Here is a 23,383-nt window from a genome sequence, read left to right as displayed (position 1 = left end):
GTGAATTCTTAGATCTGGAAAACCCTCCCTTATTTTATGAAGGTATCTGTACATTGGTCAAAAATAATTTGCAAAACATGAACTGGAATCCCGAAATTTATAATCAGTTTAAAGATATCCGATATCAACCTTTCTATGATTTAATTGCTTTCATTACCCCAGAGCAACAACAACATGCGATCGATATCGGTTGCGGTACCGGCGAACAGACTTCTATTTTAGCAAGCAAGCTTAAAACGGCACAATTTACAGGTGTTGATTCTTCTGAAGCTATGCTTGCAGAGTCGAAACAATTTGTGCACGACAGATTATCCTTTAAACAGGCTGCGACCGAAGATGTCGTGGACAGTAAGGAAAAATGGGACTTGATATTCAGCAATGCTGCTTTACAATGGTCCGATCAGCATGATGTACTATTTCCAAAGTTGATAGCACTACTGAATCCGCACGGTCAAATAGCTATTCAAATGCCCATGCAATCGGATAACGTCTTAAATCAAATCTTATTGAAACTGGTCGATGAAGAGCCTTTTAAAAGTTACTTACAGGGCTGGAAAAGAGAATCGCCGATGCTGAGCATCGATGAATACGCCACGATCATGTTTCATGGCGGACTGACCCACATGCAGATCATTCAAAAGGTCTACCCAATCCTAGCAGAACATGCACAAGATCTATTGGACTTTATATCTGGATCTGCCTTAATTCCTTATATGGATCGATTGCAGGGCGATCAAAAGGAAGAATTTATTGCTGAATATAAAAAACGTATTGAACTAAAATTTTCTCAATTTCCTGCTTTATATGCTTTTAAGCGACTTTTACTGTATGGGAGAAAACCATAATCCAATGATGCTATTCACGGATTATCTTTTCAAAAAATTAACAAAAACTTCTTTACCTGCTCTGGGTTTTATACTATTATAGCACTTTTCAATGGTCTGTAATATAAAGTGAGGAGCAAATAGTTTTTGATAGGACACAAGATCTCCGCCAAATGGAGGACCTGGATTTGCAAATAATTGATCAAAAAGTACACCGACGAGCCTACCATCTGGCTTGAGCAAGGAGGATACTTTTTGTACATAGTCGGCACGCCGATCTGGCGCAATAGCACAAAAAAAGGTTTGTTCCAACAACAGGTCATATTGCCCTTCATGTTCAAAAAAATCTGTGCAGACCACGTTTACTGTTGCATGATCTGCAAATTTAGCAGCGACCCTTTTGATTGCCTCAGGAGCAAAATCAATTAAAGTGATATGCTTAAAACCATGCTCAAGTAGATATGCGGCTTCGTACGCATTGCCACAGCCTGCAATCAGGATCTGAGCATCTTTATTTGGATACTGGTCCATATAGGCACATATCGCTGGAGAAGCATATCCAATATCCCAACCGATTTGATTGTCTTGCCATTTTGAATTCCAATATGCTGGGTCTAAAGTCGAATTCAACTGTTGATCCACCGAGGGATTTTCTATTTTTTTATTCATAAATATTACTACGCTGAATAGATCTAAAATACGACATGATCGCGATATATCAATTAAAATAATTAGAAACGCCTATCATGATAAAAGCAACAGGATAAAAAAAATAAAAAAAACTTTTGCTTAGTGTAAAAATAACACTATATTTGTATCATCATAATTTAGGTTTATAATTGGTTATAAAGGTTTTCATTCTCCCCGTTTGAAAACCTTTTGTTTTTTCATATAAATCCATTTTTTTGCACCTTAACACATCATGTACTCCTTGCCAAGACAACTCAATCTTTTAAAAGGCCTCGATATATTTTAGAAAAAAAATGGTCATCCAACAATCATCTACGATTTGAAAATTAGGGGAGTTATTGCTGTCTGGAATTAAAATTGAAAAAACCTTTTGCTGTACATTATATTGCTTGCAATGCGAGCTTGACCTGATGCTCTGTGGCAACCAATTTTCTCTGGCTGGACTGCGCACTGGTTTGCTCCTCCGCGGTCAAATGTGCATAGACTTGATCTCCATTAACGTTGGCAATATCCTGCTTCCATGACTCCCATTTGTAGCCTTGATAAAATAAATCCAGATCACCATTTAAAGACCAGTTGACAAAGTCCGCATAACCGCAAGCTAAGCTTTCCCAAGTGGAAGTGTGGGGAGCAAAATAATATATTTTACCTATATCATCGCCCAGCTCACCTGCATTGATGGCATAATATCCTCCGATAATATCATCTGCAATGAATAGGTAGCCGCCCTTTTCTCCTTCGTTGACATATGTTTTTCCTTTATTCCATTCCATAATACCTCTATTGAGTTTGGTGGAACCTGAACCTAAAATCCGTAACCAACCATGGTCAATAAGGATCCCTCCTGTCTCAAATACGATGGCACCAACTGGAGACTTCGTGGATATCTGCAAGCGTAACAATTCCTCATCGGCACGTTTTGGATTTTTTGGCAAAATCTCAAAGTTATTCTTCGATCCTTTCATCCACGTTTTTACCAATCCCCAACCAAACTCTTCCTTATTTATTAAATCTTTTAACGTCTTCATCATCCATATTCTTTAAACCAATCCCTATCTATCCATATCACTTACCTCCTACTATGCCTTTTAAAACTGTAAATTGAACGAACTCATTTACCGCAGGAATTAAAAAAAACCGATGTAGCGATCTGTATTCAGTAATACAAAGAAATAAAAAAGAAACGAATATCACGGTAAAACATGGTTATAAATAGATTATTAGCTGCTTCTGGACGTTTAAAACCACAATTTAAGAGGGATGACAAATCTTTTTTAAAAAAAATATTAAAAAAGATTTGACTTAGTGTATAAATAACACTATATTTGTATCATCATAATTTAGGTTTATAATTGGTTATAAAGGTTTTCATTCTCCCCGTTTGAAAACCTTTTGTTTTTTCACCTAACTCGCACATAACAAGCTGAAAATCAAATAACATTAACATTTTACAATTTTAGCGAGAATGCTTTTTGACGTGCAACCGATGATCGGACTATCTTTCTGACATTTAGAAAAAAGAAGAGTTTATTTAACATGGATGTCTTTAAACTCTCAATTTATTGAACTTTTCAATTTTTATCTCCGAATACCTATATTTACGTTAAATCAATCTATAACAGTATGAACAAGATATTTCAGATCAGCGGTATTTTTTGCTTGAGTTTAATGAGTACATTAACGTACGCTCAAACCAAATTTCAACCTGAAGATACCGAATTTTACACGCCTACGCTACGCACGGTCACGACTGCTGCTAATCAAGCCCCTTCAGATGCTATTGTTCTTTTCGATGGCGCTAACCTGAATCAATGGGTGAGTTCTAAAAACACAAGTCAACAGGCGCCTTGGCAAGTCAAAAATGGGGTTTTGATATCTACTCCACATACGAGAGATATCCAGACCAAACAGAACTTTGAAGATTTTCAATTACATGTCGAATGGAAAAGCCCAGAAGTAATTAAAGGCCAAGGGCAAGGACGTGGAAATAGTGGTATATTTTTACAGGGTCATTATGAAATTCAAGTTTTGGACAATAACAACAATCCTACTTACGTCAATGGTCAGGCGGGCTCCGTTTACAAGCAACAACCTCCTCTTGTGACTGCTGTCAAACCGGCTGGCGAATGGCATACTTATGATATCTTATATACCGCTCCTCGTTTTAATACGGATGGTGTTCTGATCAAGAAGGGTATGGTGACATTGCTACATAACGGAGTTGTAGTACAATATAATACACAGATCGAGGGTACTACAGAATATATCGGCATGCCAAAAAGGTTAGTGCATGGTCCAGGTCCAATTGTACTACAAGATCACGGTGATCTCGTCAACTTTAGAAACATATGGATCAGACCGCTCTAATGGTCAAGAAATAATTGCACAAAAAGAGTTGCGTTTCATACATGCAGCTCTTTTTTTACATACAGTGAGATCATTGCTATCTTTCATTTTGTGATCAGAATTTCATGATGACGGATTTTTCAAATAAATATCTTGTGCAGGGACCGCTAAATGTATTCCATTTGCTTGAAAAATCTTGTTGATAGTAGCAATCAAATTACTTTTCACCTGTCCCGAATCTTTTATCGTTTTCACCCAAAAATAGATTTCCAAGGCAACAAATTGGGCAGAAACTTCTCCGAACTGTATGTCTGGCGCAGGATTTTTTAAGATCTGGTCATCTAGCTCCATACTATCTAATAATAATGTCCTGACCTTTTCCAAGTCTGTCCCATATTGCACTTCCACCCGTATATGAACACGCTTCCTCATGCCACCCAGTGTCCAGTTGATCACATGAGAATTTAATAAGTCTCCATTGGGCATGATGAGGTCTGCGCCATCGGCCGTGGCAATGACACTGCTTCTAAACCCGATCGACTTGACCTTACCTGACTGTCCGCTAATTTCGATCAGATCATCGACATTCACTGGTTTTTCAAAAGCAATAATAAGACCGCTCACTAAATTGTTAACAAGTGTTTGCAGTCCAAATCCAACACCGACTCCTAGTGCGCCGATAATCAACGTAATTTGCTGCACAGGTATGCCAACTGCAGCAAAAGCCAAGAAAAGTCCCAATACGATGATACTGATCCTAACCAAGAGGATCCAGCTTCCGATATGAAACTTGTTTTCCTTTCTTTCATCGTGGTTTCTCCACTGTGGATCTGAGGCAAAAAAAGAAACCACTTTTGAAAGCATGGTTGCACTGAACATAATCAAAAAGAAAATGAGGATATTATATAGAGAAAATGTATAACTCCCTAATTGATGCTCACTATAAAATAATTCATTAAATGGTTCAGCAAGTAATTTGAATTCATAAAAATTGCGTCCAAACAATATAAACCAACCTGCTATCAGGATGGTATAAAAAAATACGGGAGCCCGTTTCCCTACCCTATTATAATTGATATAGAATAATCTTCTTTCTTGCTTTTTATAGATCATCGAAGCATAGGTTAATCCTTCGTTTACTAAACGTATCACCCAAAGAAAAACAATGGCAACTACGACATTCAGTAAACCAGAAACCATCAAGACCTTCGCAATATTAAGCCGACCCAAAATATTTAAAGCAATTGACATCACCTCCATAATCACCATCAAACAGATGGGAAACAAAATCCATTGCTCCTGAAGTGTGCGATGTTGTTTTTTAAAAAACAGTACCAATACGCCTATCAGAGTACCAAATACGGCTATGATGATCATTCCCCAACGTTCCGGACGAGAGACCTGTAAGATAAAATTATCCATTGCTGCCAATAAATAGAGGGTCAATATCGATAACCAGATAACCATCCAATATTTTGAGATATGATGACGAAAAATAATAGTGATCAATAAAGCGGTAGTAAACAAAATAATGGTTGAAAACACAAAGGGAGGATCGGTAAATAAAAATTGCCCTATGGCTAAAGCGATAGCAGTTCCCGAACAAATTGGAGCACTTAGCAACATACTATTTTCAGCATCAGCACCACTTTGCTCTCTTATTCCATTTTTTAATGAAAATAAGTATAAAATCACCATTCCAATACTGATGAATAAAACCATAAGCTTTCCCCAATTTGCTTTTATATAATAAGCCATGAGCAGCTTTGCTTTCAGGATGGAAAAATGAAATATTTCTTCGAGAGGACGGTCGTACTTACTTTTTTCCCAAAGGGAAGCAAATTCTTTGGCAAAACTCTTATCTGAAATCTGCTGCTGATAATAACGAATTTCATCCATATCTGTTTCCAATTTCAGAAGTTCGAGATTGACAAGGTTTTGTACGATCTGTATTCCATTAATATTTTGACTGAGCTTTTCGTTAACAGGCGATATTTCTTTAGCCAATATCTTAAGTCTGCTCAAATATAAACTTAACTCCAAGGAATCGTGTGATAGGGTGAACAACGATTTGTCATTAGTCAGCGAGTCGATCTGTAATCGATAATTGACTAACTGTGATTGATAATGATCTACATTTCGCTTATAACCTTTAACTTCCATTTGCAACGCATTTAATATATTAAAAGTCGTTGTTAAATTTCGAGAGGTTTGTGAGGAACCTTTATTTTCAAACACCCCATCTTGAGATAATTTGTGCCAAGCGGCAATCTGATCCAATTCCAACTTTAGAGAAACGGTATCAAATCCCTTTTTCAAAAATGCGCCAGCCTGCCTCGAAATAATTTTGATTTCTTCAAAAATCTTATTCTGCCTAATGATTGCTCGATCTTGTTCCAGATCTATCAAGCTTTTCTTTGAAGATTCTTTAAAAAAGGTTCCCATCTGGGTCACAAAATCTGCCTTTAACGTATCTCGTCTTATATGCATACTGTCCTGACCTCTTACCGGAGAGATTGGTGATAAAAAAAAGAAACCTAAAAAAACAAGATAACAATAGGTTGCAAATATTTTTTTCATGAGGGGACATTTAGGTAACAGATTTCAGTATTTGGTGACGATGATCCGCAATCGGACTAAATAAAACTAAGAAATATTTTTCAGATTATTAAAGATAGCAATCGCATTCTACTGTATTTTCTAACGCTGATACTTGATATTGTGACCAGTAATTATTGGGACAGTTTTTTATTTCACAAAAAAATATCACTAGATTTATAATCTATTATCATTGATATATGTTTCGAAAAGTTGTAATGACAATATTGATTTTGAATGCCAGAAATTATTTTTATGATATAAAATGATACGATCTATATATGACTAAAGAAGTACTTTACCAAAAAATAAACCTAACTAAAATATAATCCTTATGAAAATTCTGAAAACGGTATTAAAAATATCAGTTTCCTGTTGTTTAATATTCAGCACACATGCTGTATCGGCACAATTTGGTGGCTTACTCAATAAAGTAAGTAAGGCTGCAACGAGCAAGGGAGCGCAAGTTTTAGGTTTGGATAAACTCTTAAAGGAACCAGAAGCGATCACGACAAATTTTGAAGATGTGGACCGAAAGGGAGAACAGATGCCAGATTTTCAACATGATGCGATATACAAACCATTACAGGAACTATCCCGTAATGGGAAGGATGGTTTTATCCTACAGGCAGGTCATTATGAGATGACCAACAAAAGTTATTGTCTGAAAGCTGGTACGCACGCCCCATCATCAGGTGATGGTTACATGTATGCTCCTACATTAGGCAAAAAAAGAGATGTCGTGGTGGCGATACTCAAAAGTGCAGAACAACACCCTGAGGTTGAGCAAAGTGATATTCAAATGCTTTTATGGACCATCATTGCACGAACTAAATTTATTGACTATGCAGGATCTGTCAAGGAAACTGCCTTAATCTTGCTCACACCAAAACAGTTACTGCAACTGGAGGGAGGTGCATTGGGGATTTTACCTTTTGATGCTATGCAAGCTGCAAAAGATCAATTACCAGCATCGCTACGTGCCGTCTTTGAAGCAGAAAATAACATCAGAAATCTCGTGTCCTCTGGCAATTACTCTTATGAAGAGTTTGAGCAGTATGCAATTTTGGCGGGTATGGCTCCTCCAAGAACAGATACGCCAAGCGGAATTTGGACTTTACATCCAGATGGTTACTATATTCGGTATTTCCCGAGTGGTTACAGTGTAACACGTATTCAAATTTATGTGCCGGAAGGATTGATAAAGGAAGGTCAAACATTAATCTATGACGCAACGGATGATATCTCTTGCCCTGCCAATAATGGTTCACAGCGCCTGGCACAGACAAACGAACCGATCCTAAATCGATAACGATCGATCGAGCACATGTAAAAAATATTCAAATTCCATTTTTCACAAGGCTACTCCTTTTCAGATTTAATGATGGTGTAGTTTTGTGGAATCCATGGAAAAATATGTAGCATGATCACTTAGATTCCACAAAAAATGCGAAGCTTTGACACTCCGCATTCTGTACAAACTAAATCAGTAAACACTTTTTCACATGGATCCGTGTGGTCTTTCTTTTTACCATTCGATTGACTGATCTTCGTCGGGAATCTCGGTATTCAACCGCCGCTGTAAAATCAATGAACCGGTGACCTTGTATTTAATATCAACATTTGGAACCATGGTATAATCGGTAAATTGATAGTCAATATTATTGATGGCAATGTAGCGATGCAATAGATATGGGCGAACCGCATCCTTCTGTTCTGAAATGGTATAGCTGGCATCTTTATTTACTTTAAAATTGATATTGGGATTATCAGCACGAAAGCTGACCCCACCAGTTTCATTAAAAGTGGCATAAATTTTATATTTACCCCGATCTTGTCGTTCCTCATCGATATTTCCTGCGTAAAAGAAAATGGTATTTTCGTCAACTACATAACTGCGAATTTCACTTTTAACGATTGGCGTTTCATTTTCATAGCCTTCCATATTTGTTTTTAATGCAGTTCCGCTATAAGTTCCTGAGTAATTGTTAAAGGGGTAGATCCGCAATAAGGCTTTTCGGTAGTGCTTTCTTGGATTAACTTGATAACTGTTGGAGGGATCATCCACGATGGTTAGCGGGAGCACCCATTTATCGACCATATCAATATTCTTGAGCGTAAAGTCGATCGGCATTAAAGCAGTGCTTTCACCTGATTTTATATGGACTGTTGGAGCCATGGAAAAGTATTGACTGGTGAGCTCGCGATAATAAAAATCCGCTCTATTTTGAAAGCGTTCATAATTTAGCACTTTCAATGTATCGGTATCTACACGAATTTGAACGGTCATATTTTGATCATTGATGGTCGATCCACTAACGATCATCGGCAACATGAAAGTCGTCTTCTGATCTCCTTTATACCGCACATAGATATTAGAGACACCTTCACTTGTCAAAGGGGCCTTAAATGAAACAAAATTTTCAAATTGTTCATCTTTCCACTCATCATTGCATCGGCTAAATACGAGCAGTATAGCGAGTAGCAAGAGTTGTATATATATTTTCTTCATGGGACAATTTATTTTTATAAGTTCAAGCTCATCTATCTTTAATCATTGTAAGTCCAACCCGGATTTTGTGTGAGTCGTTTGTTACGTTTCAGTTCACTGTGACTGATCGGCCAAAACCACATTTTATCGGCAAAGGTTGTTTTAAGTGTCCAAACGGCTACGGGTCTATGAAAGAGGTCCCGTTCCTGAGCATTCATCAAGATGTTGCAACCATAAATAGGTAAAGCTTCTTCAATCGGCGCATCCATCCATCGACGGAGATCGTAGTAGCGCTGGCCCTCTCCCATCAATTCAATAAAACGTTCCCGCTTTAGTGCTTTTCTTAACTCCACTTTGCTGCTATATACCGGAGCGGGATAATCAGGGACACCACCCCGAATTCGAACCGGATGAATACCGCGCTGCATCTGGCTGATATCCCGACTGATCGCATACGTTGCACCTCGCCATGATGGAATATTGTAGGAACCACTGAGTTCATTTAGCGCCTCAGCATAGCCCAACAAAATATCCGCGTAACGAATGGCCGGTTCGGCTTTTGAAATGACACGTGCTGCACTTCCTCCTTCGTAGGTATCACTAGGATGAACAAATTTTTTCACTCCAAAACCCGTTCTTAACCAATAGGCATTGGAAGAATTGAATCCATTGCCCTTGGTATCATCGCGATAATAAAATACTTGCTGATTGCGGTTGCGTTCCAAGGTTTCATTGAGCAAGGTCCAGAAGCTACCATTGTAAGCAACAGAAGCATAGAAGCGTGGCTCTCTATTAGCATATTGTAACGAAACTCCTTCTCTCAAGGGCTTATATTTCCCTGATTTATAGTCATCAGCTGATACATAACCGCTTAAACGATTTGATCCATTACCACGTCCGATCTCGATATCTTTACCGGGAGCGTCTTTCCCATCATTCATATAATAGGCATCGACAAGCTTTTGCGTGAGCCCATGGGTATTCCATCCGGTTGCAGAACGCGGCAACTGATGGATGACCATAGCTGCAATACTCTCACCGTCTTGATTGTTACCTCTTGTGAAGATCAGTTCCGGATTTCCGGAGGCTTGCAGGGTACCGTCAAACACTTGCGCATAGGATTTTGCGGGATCGATATTCGCCCAACCTTCTGGCCAATTTTTTTCTGAAAAATTATTGTCTTTGGGTGGTACAACGGTTGCATCGTCGCCAGTTTGTTGAATCGGAACCCAATACAGTCTATATACGCCCAGCTCAATGACATCTCTAGCTGCGGCTGCAGCCTTTGCCCATTTTTCTTCTTGATAATCAGCTGACAGCAACTTTTTGCCCGTATCATCGATTAATCTGGATGCAAAACTTGATGTGTTTCCATTTGCTAACGGACTGGCGGCATAGAGCAAGACTTTGGCACGTGTGGCCAATGCTGCCCCGCAACTCGGACGAGCGGAACCATCTTGACCACGATTCATGCCCAATTTTTCCATTTCTTTTGCAGCAAGCAATAGCTCATCTGCAATGAATGTCGCACACTCTTCATAAGTACTGCGTGCTGTAGCAATCTGGTCATAGCTTTCTGTATAATCGATTCCTTGATCGGGCAATAAGGGAATGGGACCATATTTGCGTAAGAGCAGCCAATACAGATAGGCTCTGCCAAAACGAGCTTGGCCCCGATAATCCTCAATCTCGGCTGCAGTCATCTCTGTATTCATATATACATGATGAATAAAGGTAGTTGCATTGCGAATACCTCGATAACACTGGGTCCAACTGCTTTGTTTATCATTTTCAGTATAAAGCCCCATTTTGAACATGTTATAAGAAAGCTCGTTCTTTGAAGGGTCAAAATCCCGATCCCGATCACCATAGTACATATCATCGGCAAAATTATGCGGTGTCAGTCCTTTACTGGCAACATCAACATTCTCACCCTTTAATTCTTCAAAAACGTGCGCTAACCATTCTTCTGTATAAACTTTACTTTTAAAGACTTTTTCAATCGTGATCCGATCTTTGAAGTATTGATCAGATTCGAGGTAATTTTTTTTACAGGAGGAAATTATACTGGTGCATAGCACCAATAATACCATGGAATATATCTTCTTTTGCATTTCTCTTCAATTTATAAGTTAACATTGATACCTAACGTAAATGATTTAGGCAGCGGATAGTCTTCTCCTCTTGGGCTGGCAAGTTCAGGATCCCAAAGCTTAAATTTTGACCAAGTCAGCAAATTGCTTCCAACAAAAAAGATACGGATGTTATTGGTCTTGATCCGATTAGCCAATGACTTGGGTATGGAGTAACCGATATCCAATGTTTTGAGACGAAGGTATTGACCGTTTCTAAGCCAATAGGTAGACTCCCTAAAGTTATTTGGGTTTTGACCATAACTTAAACGTGGATAAGAGGCATTGGGGTTTTCAGTAGCTGGATCTCCAGAGATATCTGCAGAAATCCAACGGTTATCGCCCATTACTCCTTTCATTACTTGGCCCCACTCCCCTTCACTAAATGCATATACGGTCTTTCCGTAGGTGGAAAAAGTAGATTTTCCTGCTCCTTGAAAATGTACATTCAGATCAATTGATTTCCAACTGACCGAAGCACCGATACCATAAATCAAATTTGGCCTTCTGGTAGCGCCAATAGGCACGCGGTCGCCATCATCAATCACTCCATCGCCATTGATGTCCTTATATTTCAAGTCTCCGGGCTGATAATTTCCGAAAGTTTGGGTCGGACTGTTGCGGATATCATCATAATCCTTGAAAAGACCTAAGGCCACTAATCCTTTAGCTTGATCGACACGAAAACCGCGTTCATTCTGATAACCATATACATTATTCTCTTCGTCTTTCTCCAAAATGACATTTTTGCTGTAGGTGATGTTACTTCTTGCGGTAATATGGAATGCTCCAAGAGTTTGCTTATACTCAAATCTTCCGTCGAATCCTCGTGACTGCACCGCACCTACATTGGCTCGGGGTGTACTCTCTAGCCCCACGATCGCAGGTAAAAATCTACGTTCCATATAGATTCCTGTACGCTCTTCATCGAAGAAATCAAGGTTGGCAATAATCTTATCTTTAAATAGGGAGATATCGAATCCTAGATTTTGTTTTGTTGCCATTTCCCATGTCACATAAGGTGAGGCTACTTGTGCATATTTCATTCCTTGATAGTATCTATTGAACCCATAGTCAGCCCATTGATAGCCTCCATCTGGGATCCTGTTGCCTGCACCATCTAAAGCAAAGCTTCCGTCACTATTCCTGCGCCAGATCTCTTCAATAGTGTATAAATAAGGGAATCGCTCCTGATTGCCATTAACTCTAAGTTGATCATTGCCGACACGGCCCCACGAATAACGGATCTTAAACATATTGACCCAATCCAAGTTTTCCTTGATGAAGGGTTCTTCTGATATATTCCAGGCCGCAGAAACTGCTGGAAAAAAACCATACTGCTGTCCAATAGCGAAATTTTCAGAACCGGTGTAACCAAAATTGAAATCGGTGATGTATCTATTTTTCCAGTTATAGGTGACCCTCCCTGCTAACGCCTGATTGCGTCTGGAAATTCCATTTTTGATATCGCCACCGATGTTTACAGTATTGACCAATGCGTCTCGTGTAAATCGAATCACTCCGCCAATATTATGGTGACCAAAGCTCCGGTCATAGTTGAACATTAAATCCAGAAATTCACGTCTTTCACCTTCTGCACTACTCATTTGAAACATTTCGCTGGGATTGGACACATGCGTAAAAATGAGGTTCCCATTTTCATCACGCGCACGTTCGGCACGCCACTGCTCAGGCCATTTACGGCGAGATATATTGCTTTTATTGTTGGTATCAAATCCGACTATCCCTCTGGCCCGAAGTCCTTTGGTAATAAAATCGAAATTTTGTTCGATGGAAACATTGGTCTGAATACTATTGGTCCAATTTTCATTAAAACCGGTCTGCGTGGCGACTACCCATGGATTCGTTTGGTTACCAGTGCCTATAGCAGGTACATAGCCATTGGAATACATCACTGGGGTACGGATGGGTGAATATCCAAACAGTACACCCCAGAAGTCATCATCGCCCATGCCGGGACTGTTTCGTTTGTCTAGAGATCCTGCGACACCAACTTTAGCGACCGTTGTTTTGGTGATATTAAAGTCGGTATTCAAACGATAGTTCCAGCGTTTAAAGTTTGCATTGGTGTTATAATCATTGCGCAAGGTTTCATCGATCTTATACATCCCACCTTCTTCAACATAACTACCTGAAGCAAAATAACGCGCTGTGGGTCCACCACCGCTCATATTGAGATTGGCTCTATAAGTCATCGCACCATCTTTGAGCAACAGATCTTGCCAATCTACATTTGGATATAAATCTGGATCCAAGCCCAATCGTAAAATTTCTAATTCCTCAGGCTGATAAATGGGTGCCTGATTACGGGTGATACGCGATTCATTTAAAAGATTAGCGTAGGTAACACCATCTTCAAATTGAGGGGTGATCGTACGGGTATTATAAATGGTTTCATCTTTAAAATTGATATTGATTTTCCCCTCTTTACCTCGTTTAGTCGTGATCAGAATTACTCCATTTGCTCCTCTGGAACCATAAATTGCGGTTACGGCAGCATCTTTCAATACGGAAAAGGACTCAATATCTTCAATATTGATATCGTTGATATTACGCTCAATATTATCCACTAAAACCAAGGCACCTGTGCCACCGCCAAACGTGGAAATACCACGAATCCAGAATTCGGAAATATTTTTGCCTGGTTGTCCAGATTGCATCATGGCCATTACCCCTGGTACATTTCCTGCTAATGCATTAGAAAGGCTCGAGGTGGGATTGGACTTTAAGTCATTGACATTTACACTACTGACAGCTCCTGTAGAGGTCAATTGTTTTTGGGTACCTGTTCCTGTTATCACGACTTCATCCAGCACGCTGGTTTCTGATTTTTCCAGTGTCATATTTATAGCAAAAACATCTTTGATCAGCACGTCTTGTTTGATATATCCGATATACGAAAATGTCAATCGTTTATATCTTTCTACTTTGATTTTATACCGACCATTGCTATCTGTAACCGTACCTAATCCAGGTGAATCGGTTACAAAAATACTCACTCCTATTAAGGGTTGTTTTTGGGCATCAGTGACGACACCGGTTATCTCGACAATCTCTTGAGCCAACAGACTACAGGTAAAGCCGAGCAATAACATCGCTATTATTAAAAATTTTTTCATTATGAAAACCACTGATTATTCGTTAATACTTTGATCCATTTCTTCAAGTGCTATTTTACGTATTCGGCGATTTGATTGATCTCCAATGTAAAATGCACCTTCGGCTTCATTATAAGCGATACCGGAAGGTCTGTCAAAACGTGCTTCCTGCCTCAGATCTCCATCCACATAACCATATGGATTAGCATTTATACTGGAACTGCCTCGTCCTGCAAAAGTGGTCACACTCCCATCTGGTTTCAGGATACGGATAGCATGATTCTGTTGATCTGTAAAATAGAAATCATATTCATCGGTTTTGCCATCAGCGACATATTTTGGATTTTTGACAAAGACTCCCTGATAAGGATTTCTCAGTCGGGCAGATGAACCTACCGCATCTTCATAACCTGCTCCTCTAAGTTGTCCACAAACCAAATACGGTTGATTGAATTGTTTTTTGTCCCAATTGTAATCCACACGAAGAATATAGTGCTGGTTGATGACCACAATGTATGCGTAGTTGCCTGTCGGATGGATCAAAATCTTATATTCCCATTGCGGATCGTGAACGACAAATAACTGTTCAAAATCTTTGACACCGAGTCCTTGATTAAAATATTTATTGAGATCGAAGCGAAAAAATTGTCCCTTCTCGTAGCTATTGAAGTACATTTCTCCATTAACGGGATGAACAGAGGCTCCATTGCACTGCCGATAGGTGGTGAGTACTTCTCTATCCTGCCATTGTCGATCACGCGATAATCTGTACGTCGCACGGTCATTTTCTCCACCGCGGTCTTCTGCTATAATCATGTATTTATGATCAATCGTAAAATCGATACTACGGGGACGGTCAAAATCTGAACGCTTTTTGGTTACGGTACTATCCTCAAAATTGATCAAGTATAGTCCATTATTGTTGTCAAATGTCATCCAAAGATGCTTGGGATTGACGGGATCAAATTTCATAAAAGAAGGCTCCCAGAATCCACTCGCCATTTTACTTTGGTCGGCATCTTTAAATTTCCCGTCCCTCCATGGTTCATCACCACGTGAGTTTCGGTACCCTATCACGGTAGACACAACCATTTTGCGTTGATAGTCAAAAGGTTTTGCAGATTTGCCTACAACCTGTTGAGCTGGATCTCCGACCCGGACCTCAATGTCGCCATGAAAGGCTTGTCTTGGAACTAGGCAGTAGAGTGACTCTCCGAGTACACTGATTACTTTTGCCTCTTTTCCGCCAATAAGTACGTGTACATGGGTCGGGTCATTTCCAAAATTTTGCCCATAGATCACGAGTCGTTGCCCCATACCTCCCGATTTAGGACTAAAATCGGATACCACGACAGGTTTAGATGGATCAAAGGGTATGGTCTCGATGACGTTCTTATTATCATCCTTACAGCCCACTAATCCAAAACTAAGGACCATAAATGCCCATAGCAGAGTGCTGAGGAACCACCTATTGCTTTTAATAAATTGGTTAGTTATCATAAAATATAATTTGGTTAAAATTTATGTTCGAGTTTTGAGGAATGGCCATATCATTTTACTTTCTTCCTACCAAACCCGATGATCGAGGATAAAAACTTATCTTCGTATGATCTGATGAGTGAATAAATCATTCATATAAATGAAAGGTGTACTCACTATGGTGTGATATGCTGATATTAAGGTGGTGTCATAAACAATTTTGTTTCATCTTCTTTGGGACGAACGTATGACCGTATCGACAAAGCTCTTATCCAAGAGGCATTTAAAATTGATATCTGCATAATTGGTTAATACTATTAAAGCTAAATGGTATTAGCTTGTGATGTTAAAAAAAAGACCTGATAACGGCTTCAACTCGACGATTTATAATCTGTTACTTTTGTAATTTCCTTTCAAAAATTAATCTCCTCAAAATCAGATCAGTGTACTGATTCATACTCGTTTTTTACAGCATATGCCTGCGTCCAAAAAAGCCGCATATACATCTATAAAAGTTGCTTCTTGTTCATAACAGATAGCTTACGGCATAAATAAATCTCTAAATGGATTTCAGAAGGTTTAATTCTATAATTGATTAATCAAAAATAATCAATGTAATAAAATTGATACTATCAATTTATCTCAATAGTCTGCTTATTAGTATCATACCTATCCATGAGAGGTAAAACCCTGTATAAAATAAAAATCCATTTCCCTATTATTGAGAAGGAAATGGATGCTGGAAACCCTGAATATTGTCTTTAATCATTCTAGATGAAAGCTAGAGCTTTATTTAATTGAACATAACCAAAACAGGCATTTCATTCATCTGTTTTGAGCACATCGACCATATACATGAGCTTGTTGCTTTTGAAAATCGACGAAGGGGTCATCGATCATGTTGGTTCATACCGATTATAATATCGATTTAAAAAAAGGTGCTGCTCTGGTCATATGGCTACTGGTTTGATTTTCCACTACGGGCCAATCTGCGAACCACCTGATCTGGTCTAAAAGTAAAACTCGCCTATTACCTCCTGAAGAAACTCGACTTTGCTTGGGATCTATACCATGGTACAGCATCCAGTCGATACCGTTGTCATCGGTGATGATCCTTGAATTGTGGCCCGTGCCCACAAAATGGTCATTACCCTGAAGCAATAGTGTGCCAGCATCCCTGTTTTTTAAATCTCGTCCCTCTTTGTCATAATAAGGGCCTTGCAATTTTTTTGAACGTCCCACCATCATATGATAAGTGCTCTTAGCCCCTTCACAACAAGAACCTTTTGAACCAAAGAAATAGTAATACCCTTTTCGTTTGTGAATCATAACAGCTTCAAAATCTCCAGCAGCTATCTTAAACTTTTGCTGTAAATCAGAAACATGTAGTCCGTCCTGTGTAAGTGGAATTCCATACGTGCCTTGCGTATGGGCATCGCTAAAACTTCCCCAGAAAAGATAATTAGTACCCTGATCGGCAAAGAAATGTGGATCTATAGAATTGGGAACCTGAATCTCCTGACTATCGAATAGTTTACCCTGATCTAAGAATGGACCAACGGGTCGATCTGCAACCGCAACACCAATGCCCGGATTGGGGTCTCCCCAAGTGGAAAAGGCATAGTAAAGCAGGTATTTGTTTTTTACCTTGACAACATCAGGGGCCCAGATTCCTCCTGAAGCTTTCCAAGATGGTTTCTGTTGAAAGGCGGTGCCTATCCATTTCCAATGAACTAGATCTTTGGATTGCAGTATAGATACGAGACGTTCTCCGCGTTGATCTCCCCAATTATCTGCGGTGCCATATGCATAGAAATAAGGGGTCTCAGGTTCCTTGATCATCGTTGGATCTGCGAGTATGGGTTCAAATACTGGATTCAGATATGTCGCACCACCCTTGTTCGTAATCTTGCTATCTGTTGAATTTCGTTCCCTATGTCGTAAGCTACTGCATGAAATCGAAAAATAAACAATAACGACTAAACAACGTCCGATAATATTTGCTTGATTCATATGATCCCTGATTTATTTGATGTCTTAAAATACGTGGTCAAAAAAAGAACCTTGCTGCATACAGGTATGCGCAAGGTCCTACAAACCAACCTATCTAAATCTGTTTTACTTTTTTTCCTTGTCTGCTCCTATTTTGATGAAGTACTCACCTAAGATAGCTGTAGATTTAAAATCCACCCACGTATATGAGCATGCTTTAACTGCATAATATTCAGGTGAGTTGAACGATAACACTAACGTTTAAGTACAAAATCATATAGCGGCTTATGAATTGCCTTCAGTTCACTTTCTGGCATTTTCATTACTTTCCGATCATAGGTCATGAGCCCATTTGTTTCCACTTCTACATCTGTGGTCTGTGTATAAACGGCAGCTGATAGTCCCATTGGAATTAAGCGGTTTAAATCATGGATGAGTCTTTTATACCGGTCCAATAGCTCTGTTTTGTTTTTAAAACTTTGATACCCCCAGTTGTCCTTTTGCTGCCAAGAATGACCTTCTACGGGTAAACCTAAGCCGCCAAATTCTCCTAATGCTAATACTTGGTTGGCTCCAAATAAAGACGGATCGGGCATGGCGGCATCAGGATAATTGTGGATGTCGAGTATATGTCCTGTTTCCATGAAATTGCCACCGCTAGCACTGTTGACCAAACGAGAGGGGTCATTTGCCATGGTCCATTCTGTAATTTCCTTAGTCTTAAATTGTCCCCATGCTTCATTGAAAGGTACCCAGATGACAATACTTGGGAAGTTATGCAACACTTCCATAATCGCTTTCCATTCTTTGCGATAATATTGTTCTGATATTGCTGATCGGGTTTTGTCACGATCACCTCCTGAAATTTTTCCCGGTTGCATATCCCAGTTATTGCCTCCAAGATCACCACTTGGCATATCTTGCCACACCAACATACCAATACTGTCGCAGTGACGGTACCAACGTGCTGGCTCCACCTTAATATGTTTTCGGATCATATTAAATCCCATTTCCTTAGTCTTGACGACATCAAATTTTAACGCTTCATCAGATGGTGCAGTATGCAAGCCGTCTGGCCACCAACCTTGATCCAAAGGTCCATATTGAAATGTAAATTTATTATTAAGCATTAATCGTTGAATACCGTCTTTATCCTTTTGCATCGATATCTTACGCATCGCAAAATAACTTTTTACCTGATCGATCAGCTTACCTTTTCGCAGCAGTTGAATTTCTAGATCATAAAGCTTTGGATTGGAAGGAGACCACGATTCAGCATTTGGAATAGCCATGGTAAACGCCTGGTTGGGTTCACCCGATTGTTCCTGCATAACCCGATTACCATCTAAGGCTTTTACTTTAATCTGGTCACCTGGTTGGCTGACGGCCACTAAAGCCTCAAATGTCAAATTTCCTTCATCTAAGTCCGGAGTTTGCTTGGTACTGACGATGTGACTTTGTGGAACACTCTCTAACCAAACCGTTTGCCATATCCCCGTCACTGGGGTGTACCAGATTCCATTGGGATGATTCACCTGTTTTCCGCGCGGTTGAGGGCCATCATCTGTCGGATCCCATACCCGAATAGCAATATCTTGTTTGGTTCCTTTTTTAAGAAATGTAGAAATATCCATCGTAAAGGGATCGAATCCACCTTCATGTCTGCCGACCAATTGTTTATTGACAAATACATCACACTGCCAATCTACCGCACCAAAATGTAATAGAACTTTATTTTTTTGAACCGCTTTATCTAAAGTAATGCTATTGCTATACCACAATGCTTTATCCTTACCTACTTCTTTTCCTACACCAGACAACGCTGATTCAACGGCAAAAGGCACCAAGATATCACCTTCCCATTGGGTTGGAATTTCCGTGGCACCAACAGCTGTGATGGCATACTTCCAAAGTCCATTTAGATTTTGCCAATTGTTTGAGCGCACAAGCTGTGGTCTTGGATATTCGGGATGAGGTTTTTGAACATTCACTTGTTCTCCCCAAGAAGTTAAAATACGCGAACCTGCAGGTTTCCAATCTTGTGCAAAGTTCATCTGTACGGTCATCAATAAGCTTGCAAATAATAAGGTTTTCTTCATCATCATAAAGGTGTAATCATTAAAATCTATCTATTACTATTTTACAGTTGGAAAAGCTGCGATCCGTAATCGTGCTGCTCCCATTGGAATCAATTCCACTTCCTGTATTTTTGTTTCGGTACTTACTGGACTGAGAGGCAACACAGCAGTCAGTCCATGCGCATCGATCTTCCATTCGGGTATTATCTTCGCTTTCACCAGAATTGAAATGGGTACAGCATGGGCTTCAAAGGGAAATCCATCTTTTGGCCAGGCTTTTTTTACTACTTTTAATTGCTTTAAATCTGTCAATTGCTCGGGTACTAACCCATAGTTCCAATCGCTCTGCGGAAGTATTTCAAAAGAAGGCCATTTGGACGGATCAGCAGTCTCTTGCCATTTGGAATCCCCTATAGCCGATTGCTTACTGTCTTTCTGTATATAATTTTCTTTTATTTTCAAAGCGTAGGTCAACGGTCCTCGATTGATACTGACCGAGTTTTTATTTGCAGCCCATTGTTTAACTTGGATTTCCATAGGCAAGACCAACTCCATCAGATCACCATCTTTCCACATACGATCTACTTTGATATACTTTCCATTGCCGACGATATCAGTAGTTTTACCATTGATTTTAAGCTTCATATCTTTTGTCCAGGCAGGAATGCGCAGATAAAAGGGAAACTCTACTTGCTTGGACGTTGTTGTTATTTTAAATGAAATCGTCTCGTCGAATGGATAATTGGTTTCTTGCTGAATATGTACACGTTGATTATTAGCGACTTTCACGTCTGCTTTGGATGCTGCATAAAGCACTGCTGCGACCCCATTATCATTTGTGCCCATATATAGGTGTTCGGCATAGTAGGGCCAACCTTGGCTATGATTATGCTGGCAACATCTGGAACTAAAGGGATTCATCATCAAAAATGGTCCACTATTATCAATCCCCGGAGCATGGTTGCGACTATCGCTCAAACTCATATTGGGACTTGTAATATAACGTAATGCCTTAAAATCTGCGGTTACTGCTGCAGGATAGGTGTTGAATGCGACATCTTCTGCGTGATCTGCCCAAAAAGGATCTCCAGTGATACCTAGTAAAATTTCATTGGAAGCCATCTGCTCGACCATCCCACAGGTTTCGACTCCTTGTCGTGGATCGGTATAACCTGGACGGGCATTTTCATCCGCTCCAAACATACCACCAGGTACCTGCCCAAACACCTGTCTGACAAAATGAAAATTGTCGTAGGTAGCTTTCAAATCATCTGGAGATTGACTTTTTAAATAATAAGTTGCTGGCTCACGAAAACATTGTGCAACATTCACATTATGCCAATTGGGTAAATCATTCATCTGTTTCCAATTTGCGGTATTGCGGTGAATTTTATCAGCCAATTGCATCAGCCATTCATTTCCTTGGGTGCGATTGTATAACCAGTATACGGACAGCAAATTGTCTCCGCCACGGCTATTCTCCCAATAATCCTTTAAAAAGAAGCTATCTGGAAGTTGCAGCTGCCATTTGAAATATTTGGTCATCAGATCGAGTACCCGAGGATCAGGACTGTATTCATAATAAGATTGTAGGCACCAAAGCATGATCATATTGCCCCATAAATCGGGCTTATTGTTCCTTAGGATCAAAGGACCAAAGTAGCCATCGGGACGCTGACTTTGAATAGCGCCTTCTAACCAAATTTTAGATTCAGCCAAAATTTTAGGATCTTTTAAGATATAGCCCAGATGCGCATACCCTTTTAACCAATAGGGAACTTCTTCCCATCCAAAATCACCTTTGCCATCGGGACTCAACCAGGCATTATTTTTCTTGGACAACCAAGCACTGATCTCTCCTAAATGCCCTGTCAATCCCTCTTTTTGCAATGCTAAATATTTACCCAGCCAACCCATAGGAACAATATTACCTACAGGAATTTTGAGTAGTACATTTTGCTTTAGTGGTAACCTATTATTGATATAATTGCTGTTTTTCCCGTTTACAGGCAACTGTTCAACAACTGCAACAGATCCTTTTTGAGCGGATGTCGAAATCCAAATAGATACTGAAAAAACTAAAAAAACTATTTTTTTTGTGATCATAACAAGTTTAATTTTGGAACCAACAACTCGTTTTTAAGTTATTCTATGTTCCTACTCCACACATTTTTAATACTGGTATATGAGTAATAATAATGGACCTCTTATTAGGTTACTGTGTTTAATTACTGGTTATCCAAATTTAAGATTTAACAGGGCAATTTAGCTTGCTTATCTTCTCAATAATGTGCGTATTTGTATCATTTGCTGATATCAGGTAAAACCTTTTCCAATGAATACCTGAAAAAGCACTTTCCTTTATAGGAAAAGTGTTTGGTTCGATGATTGAAAAAACAGCGCTCATCACTGAACGGAAAATCGATACAGCGATTTTGTCTTATAGATCTGACCGGGAAGTAACACTGTTGAAGGAAAATTAGGTTGATTGGGGGAATCTGGAAAATGTTGTGGCTCTAAACAAAATGCCGTTCTGAACGAGTCTTTTTTACCATTTTTTAACTGGACTTTTTCATTCATAAAATTGCCACTATAAAATTGAATTCCTGGTTCTTCGGTCAAAATATCCATCACAATTCCGGATTGATCGCCTACCACTTGAGCTGCCTTATACCAGTCTCCTTCTTTTTGTTTATTTAAAACAAAATTATGATCATATCCCTTTCCATAAGACAGCTGGCGATCATGAGCATTCATATCTCGACCAATTGCTTTTTTGACGGTAAAGTCAAAAGGTGTTCCGATTACTTTCTCCAGTTTTCCTGTTGGAATCAACGTGCTATCAACGGGTGTAAATTCATCAGCATATAGTTTAATCTGATGATTTAATATGGAGCCACTACCTTCTCCATTTAAGTTAAAATATGCATGATTGGTGAGGTTTATTACTGTTTTCTTATCCGACTGTGCCTGATAAGCAATAGTCAATTCATTTTGTTCATTTAGAGCGTAGGTTACTTGCATCGCTATATTTCCAGGAAATCCTTCTGATCGATCTGGTAAAGTATAGGCAAATGTGATCGATGAATCATTTTTAGCTTTTACTGTCCAATTGGCAAAATGAACGCCATTAAAACCGCCGTGTAAAGTATTGACACCATTGTTAACGGCTAATTGGTAAGCATGTCCATCCAATTGAAACGTTCCTTTTGCGATCCGGTTTCCAAATGGACCGACAATTGTTCCAAAATACGGTTCGGCCGGGTTATGATAATCACTTGCTTTTGCAAAACCTAAAACGACATCCCGCAAATTACCCTGTTTATCCGGTACCCAAAGACCGACAATACGGGCTCCAAAATTGGTCAAATAGGCCTGCACTCCCTGTTTATTTTTCAATTCAAATAAATGCACCTCTTGATCATTTATTTTCCCTGCAAATGCGTTGCTATCCATGTGCATAGTCATCGCGGGTTCATCCTTAGCCTTAGTGGCATTCTTTTGCTGACACCCTACTACAACAAAAAGGATACTGACCACACCGATATACTTTATTTTTATCTTCATATTTACTTTATTTTGATGGCTTGATTAAGGTTTATAATGGGAATACTATTGATCAAGTTAAGCGATT

Annotated in this window: 14 protein-coding genes; 3 read left to right on the top strand and 11 right to left on the bottom strand. The window is 39.3% G+C overall.

Annotated elements, in window-relative coordinates; all coding sequences use genetic code 11:
• The first annotated feature begins 77 nt into the window (after positions 1 to 77).
• A complete protein-coding gene (locus B3P23_RS14570; protein ID WP_293927430.1) occupies positions 78 to 845 on the top strand; it encodes a methyltransferase domain-containing protein in 768 nt (255 codons plus the stop codon).
• Positions 846 to 866: 21 nt separating this feature from the next.
• Here the strand turns inward: B3P23_RS14570 and B3P23_RS14565 are convergent, their stop codons facing one another.
• Complete coding sequence (locus B3P23_RS14565; protein ID WP_293927428.1) at positions 867 to 1,493, bottom strand: methyltransferase; 627 nt, start codon at positions 1,491 to 1,493, stop codon at positions 867 to 869.
• 401 nt (positions 1,494 to 1,894) lie between these two features.
• Positions 1,895 to 2,545: a DUF2625 family protein gene (locus B3P23_RS14560; protein WP_293927426.1), complete on the bottom strand. Its 651-nt coding sequence runs from the start codon at positions 2,543 to 2,545 to the stop codon at positions 1,895 to 1,897.
• A gap of 592 nt (positions 2,546 to 3,137) precedes the next feature.
• On the opposite strand from B3P23_RS14560, the gene B3P23_RS14555 reads away from it, so the two are divergent.
• Positions 3,138 to 3,881 carry a 3-keto-disaccharide hydrolase gene (locus tag B3P23_RS14555; protein ID WP_293927423.1) on the top strand — a complete coding sequence of 248 codons (744 nt, stop codon included), beginning with the start codon at positions 3,138 to 3,140 and terminating at the stop codon, positions 3,879 to 3,881.
• A gap of 102 nt (positions 3,882 to 3,983) precedes the next feature.
• Here B3P23_RS14555 and B3P23_RS14550 read toward each other — a convergent pair whose 3' ends face one another.
• A complete protein-coding gene (locus tag B3P23_RS14550) occupies positions 3,984 to 6,440 on the bottom strand; it encodes a mechanosensitive ion channel family protein (protein ID WP_293927420.1) in 2,457 nt (818 codons plus the stop codon).
• Positions 6,441 to 6,792: 352 nt separating this feature from the next.
• On the opposite strand from B3P23_RS14550, the gene B3P23_RS14545 reads away from it, so the two are divergent.
• The gene (locus B3P23_RS14545; protein WP_293927417.1) at positions 6,793 to 7,770 is read left to right on the top strand and encodes a hypothetical protein; all 978 of its coding nucleotides are present in this window, start codon (positions 6,793 to 6,795) and stop codon (positions 7,768 to 7,770) included.
• A 216-nt stretch (positions 7,771 to 7,986) separates the two neighbouring features.
• Here B3P23_RS14545 and B3P23_RS14540 read toward each other — a convergent pair whose 3' ends face one another.
• The 8 genes from B3P23_RS14540 to B3P23_RS14505 all read right to left on the bottom strand — a co-directional run bounded on the left by B3P23_RS14540 (position 7,987) and on the right by B3P23_RS14505 (position 23,316).
• Positions 7,987 to 8,970: a DUF4973 domain-containing protein gene (locus tag B3P23_RS14540; protein WP_293927414.1), complete on the bottom strand. Its 984-nt coding sequence runs from the start codon at positions 8,968 to 8,970 to the stop codon at positions 7,987 to 7,989.
• Between the two features lie 38 nt (positions 8,971 to 9,008).
• Complete coding sequence (locus B3P23_RS14535; protein ID WP_248753212.1) at positions 9,009 to 11,063, bottom strand: RagB/SusD family nutrient uptake outer membrane protein; 2,055 nt, start codon at positions 11,061 to 11,063, stop codon at positions 9,009 to 9,011.
• 11 nt (positions 11,064 to 11,074) lie between these two features.
• On the bottom strand, positions 11,075 to 14,221 hold the full coding sequence (locus B3P23_RS14530) for a SusC/RagA family TonB-linked outer membrane protein (RefSeq protein ID WP_293927410.1): 3,147 nt from the start codon (positions 14,219 to 14,221) through the stop codon (positions 11,075 to 11,077).
• Between the two features lie 15 nt (positions 14,222 to 14,236).
• Positions 14,237 to 15,700: an IPT/TIG domain-containing protein gene (locus B3P23_RS14525; RefSeq protein WP_248753210.1), complete on the bottom strand. Its 1,464-nt coding sequence runs from the start codon at positions 15,698 to 15,700 to the stop codon at positions 14,237 to 14,239.
• A gap of 894 nt (positions 15,701 to 16,594) precedes the next feature.
• Positions 16,595 to 17,692: a family 43 glycosylhydrolase gene (locus B3P23_RS14520; RefSeq protein ID WP_293927406.1), complete on the bottom strand. Its 1,098-nt coding sequence runs from the start codon at positions 17,690 to 17,692 to the stop codon at positions 16,595 to 16,597.
• Positions 17,693 to 17,925: 233 nt separating this feature from the next.
• On the bottom strand, positions 17,926 to 19,776 hold the full coding sequence (locus tag B3P23_RS14515) for a glycoside hydrolase family 2 protein (protein WP_349681568.1): 1,851 nt from the start codon (positions 19,774 to 19,776) through the stop codon (positions 17,926 to 17,928).
• A 30-nt stretch (positions 19,777 to 19,806) separates the two neighbouring features.
• Positions 19,807 to 21,855, bottom strand: coding sequence for a beta-L-arabinofuranosidase domain-containing protein (locus B3P23_RS14510; protein WP_293927404.1), 2,049 nt, complete (start codon positions 21,853 to 21,855; stop codon positions 19,807 to 19,809).
• 300 nt (positions 21,856 to 22,155) lie between these two features.
• Positions 22,156 to 23,316 carry an aldose epimerase family protein gene (locus B3P23_RS14505; RefSeq protein ID WP_293927401.1) on the bottom strand — a complete coding sequence of 387 codons (1,161 nt, stop codon included), beginning with the start codon at positions 23,314 to 23,316 and terminating at the stop codon, positions 22,156 to 22,158.
• Positions 23,317 to 23,383: the final 67 nt, after the last annotated feature.

Origin of the sequence: Sphingobacterium sp. UBA6320, assembly GCF_002440335.1 — a bacterium.
Classification (GTDB): Bacteria; Bacteroidota; Bacteroidia; order Sphingobacteriales; family Sphingobacteriaceae; genus Sphingobacterium.
This window is presented reverse-complemented; position numbering and strand designations above follow the sequence as displayed.

Excerpts from the sequence above, each read along its gene's own strand:
- B3P23_RS14520 (WP_293927406.1), bottom strand. The coding sequence starts at position 17,692 with ATGAATCAAGCAAATATTATCGGACGTTGTTTAGTCGTTATTGTTTAT.
- B3P23_RS14515 (WP_349681568.1), bottom strand. The coding sequence starts at position 19,776 with ATGATGATGAAGAAAACCTTATTATTTGCAAGCTTATTGATGACCGTA.
- B3P23_RS14535 (WP_248753212.1), bottom strand. The coding sequence starts at position 11,063 with ATGCAAAAGAAGATATATTCCATGGTATTATTGGTGCTATGCACCAGT.
- B3P23_RS14530 (WP_293927410.1), bottom strand. The coding sequence starts at position 14,221 with ATGAAAAAATTTTTAATAATAGCGATGTTATTGCTCGGCTTTACCTGT.
- B3P23_RS14550 (WP_293927420.1), bottom strand. The coding sequence starts at position 6,440 with ATGAAAAAAATATTTGCAACCTATTGTTATCTTGTTTTTTTAGGTTTC.
- B3P23_RS14510 (WP_293927404.1), bottom strand. The coding sequence starts at position 21,855 with ATGATCACAAAAAAAATAGTTTTTTTAGTTTTTTCAGTATCTATTTGG.
- B3P23_RS14555 (WP_293927423.1), top strand. The coding sequence starts at position 3,138 with ATGAACAAGATATTTCAGATCAGCGGTATTTTTTGCTTGAGTTTAATG.
- B3P23_RS14505 (WP_293927401.1), bottom strand. The coding sequence starts at position 23,316 with ATGAAGATAAAAATAAAGTATATCGGTGTGGTCAGTATCCTTTTTGTT.
- B3P23_RS14540 (WP_293927414.1), bottom strand. The coding sequence starts at position 8,970 with ATGAAGAAAATATATATACAACTCTTGCTACTCGCTATACTGCTCGTA.
- B3P23_RS14525 (WP_248753210.1), bottom strand. The coding sequence starts at position 15,700 with ATGATAACTAACCAATTTATTAAAAGCAATAGGTGGTTCCTCAGCACT.
- B3P23_RS14545 (WP_293927417.1), top strand. The coding sequence starts at position 6,793 with ATGAAAATTCTGAAAACGGTATTAAAAATATCAGTTTCCTGTTGTTTA.
- B3P23_RS14570 (WP_293927430.1), top strand. The coding sequence starts at position 78 with ATGAACTGGAATCCCGAAATTTATAATCAGTTTAAAGATATCCGATAT.
- B3P23_RS14565 (WP_293927428.1), bottom strand. The coding sequence starts at position 1,493 with ATGAATAAAAAAATAGAAAATCCCTCGGTGGATCAACAGTTGAATTCG.
- B3P23_RS14560 (WP_293927426.1), bottom strand. The coding sequence starts at position 2,545 with ATGATGAAGACGTTAAAAGATTTAATAAATAAGGAAGAGTTTGGTTGG.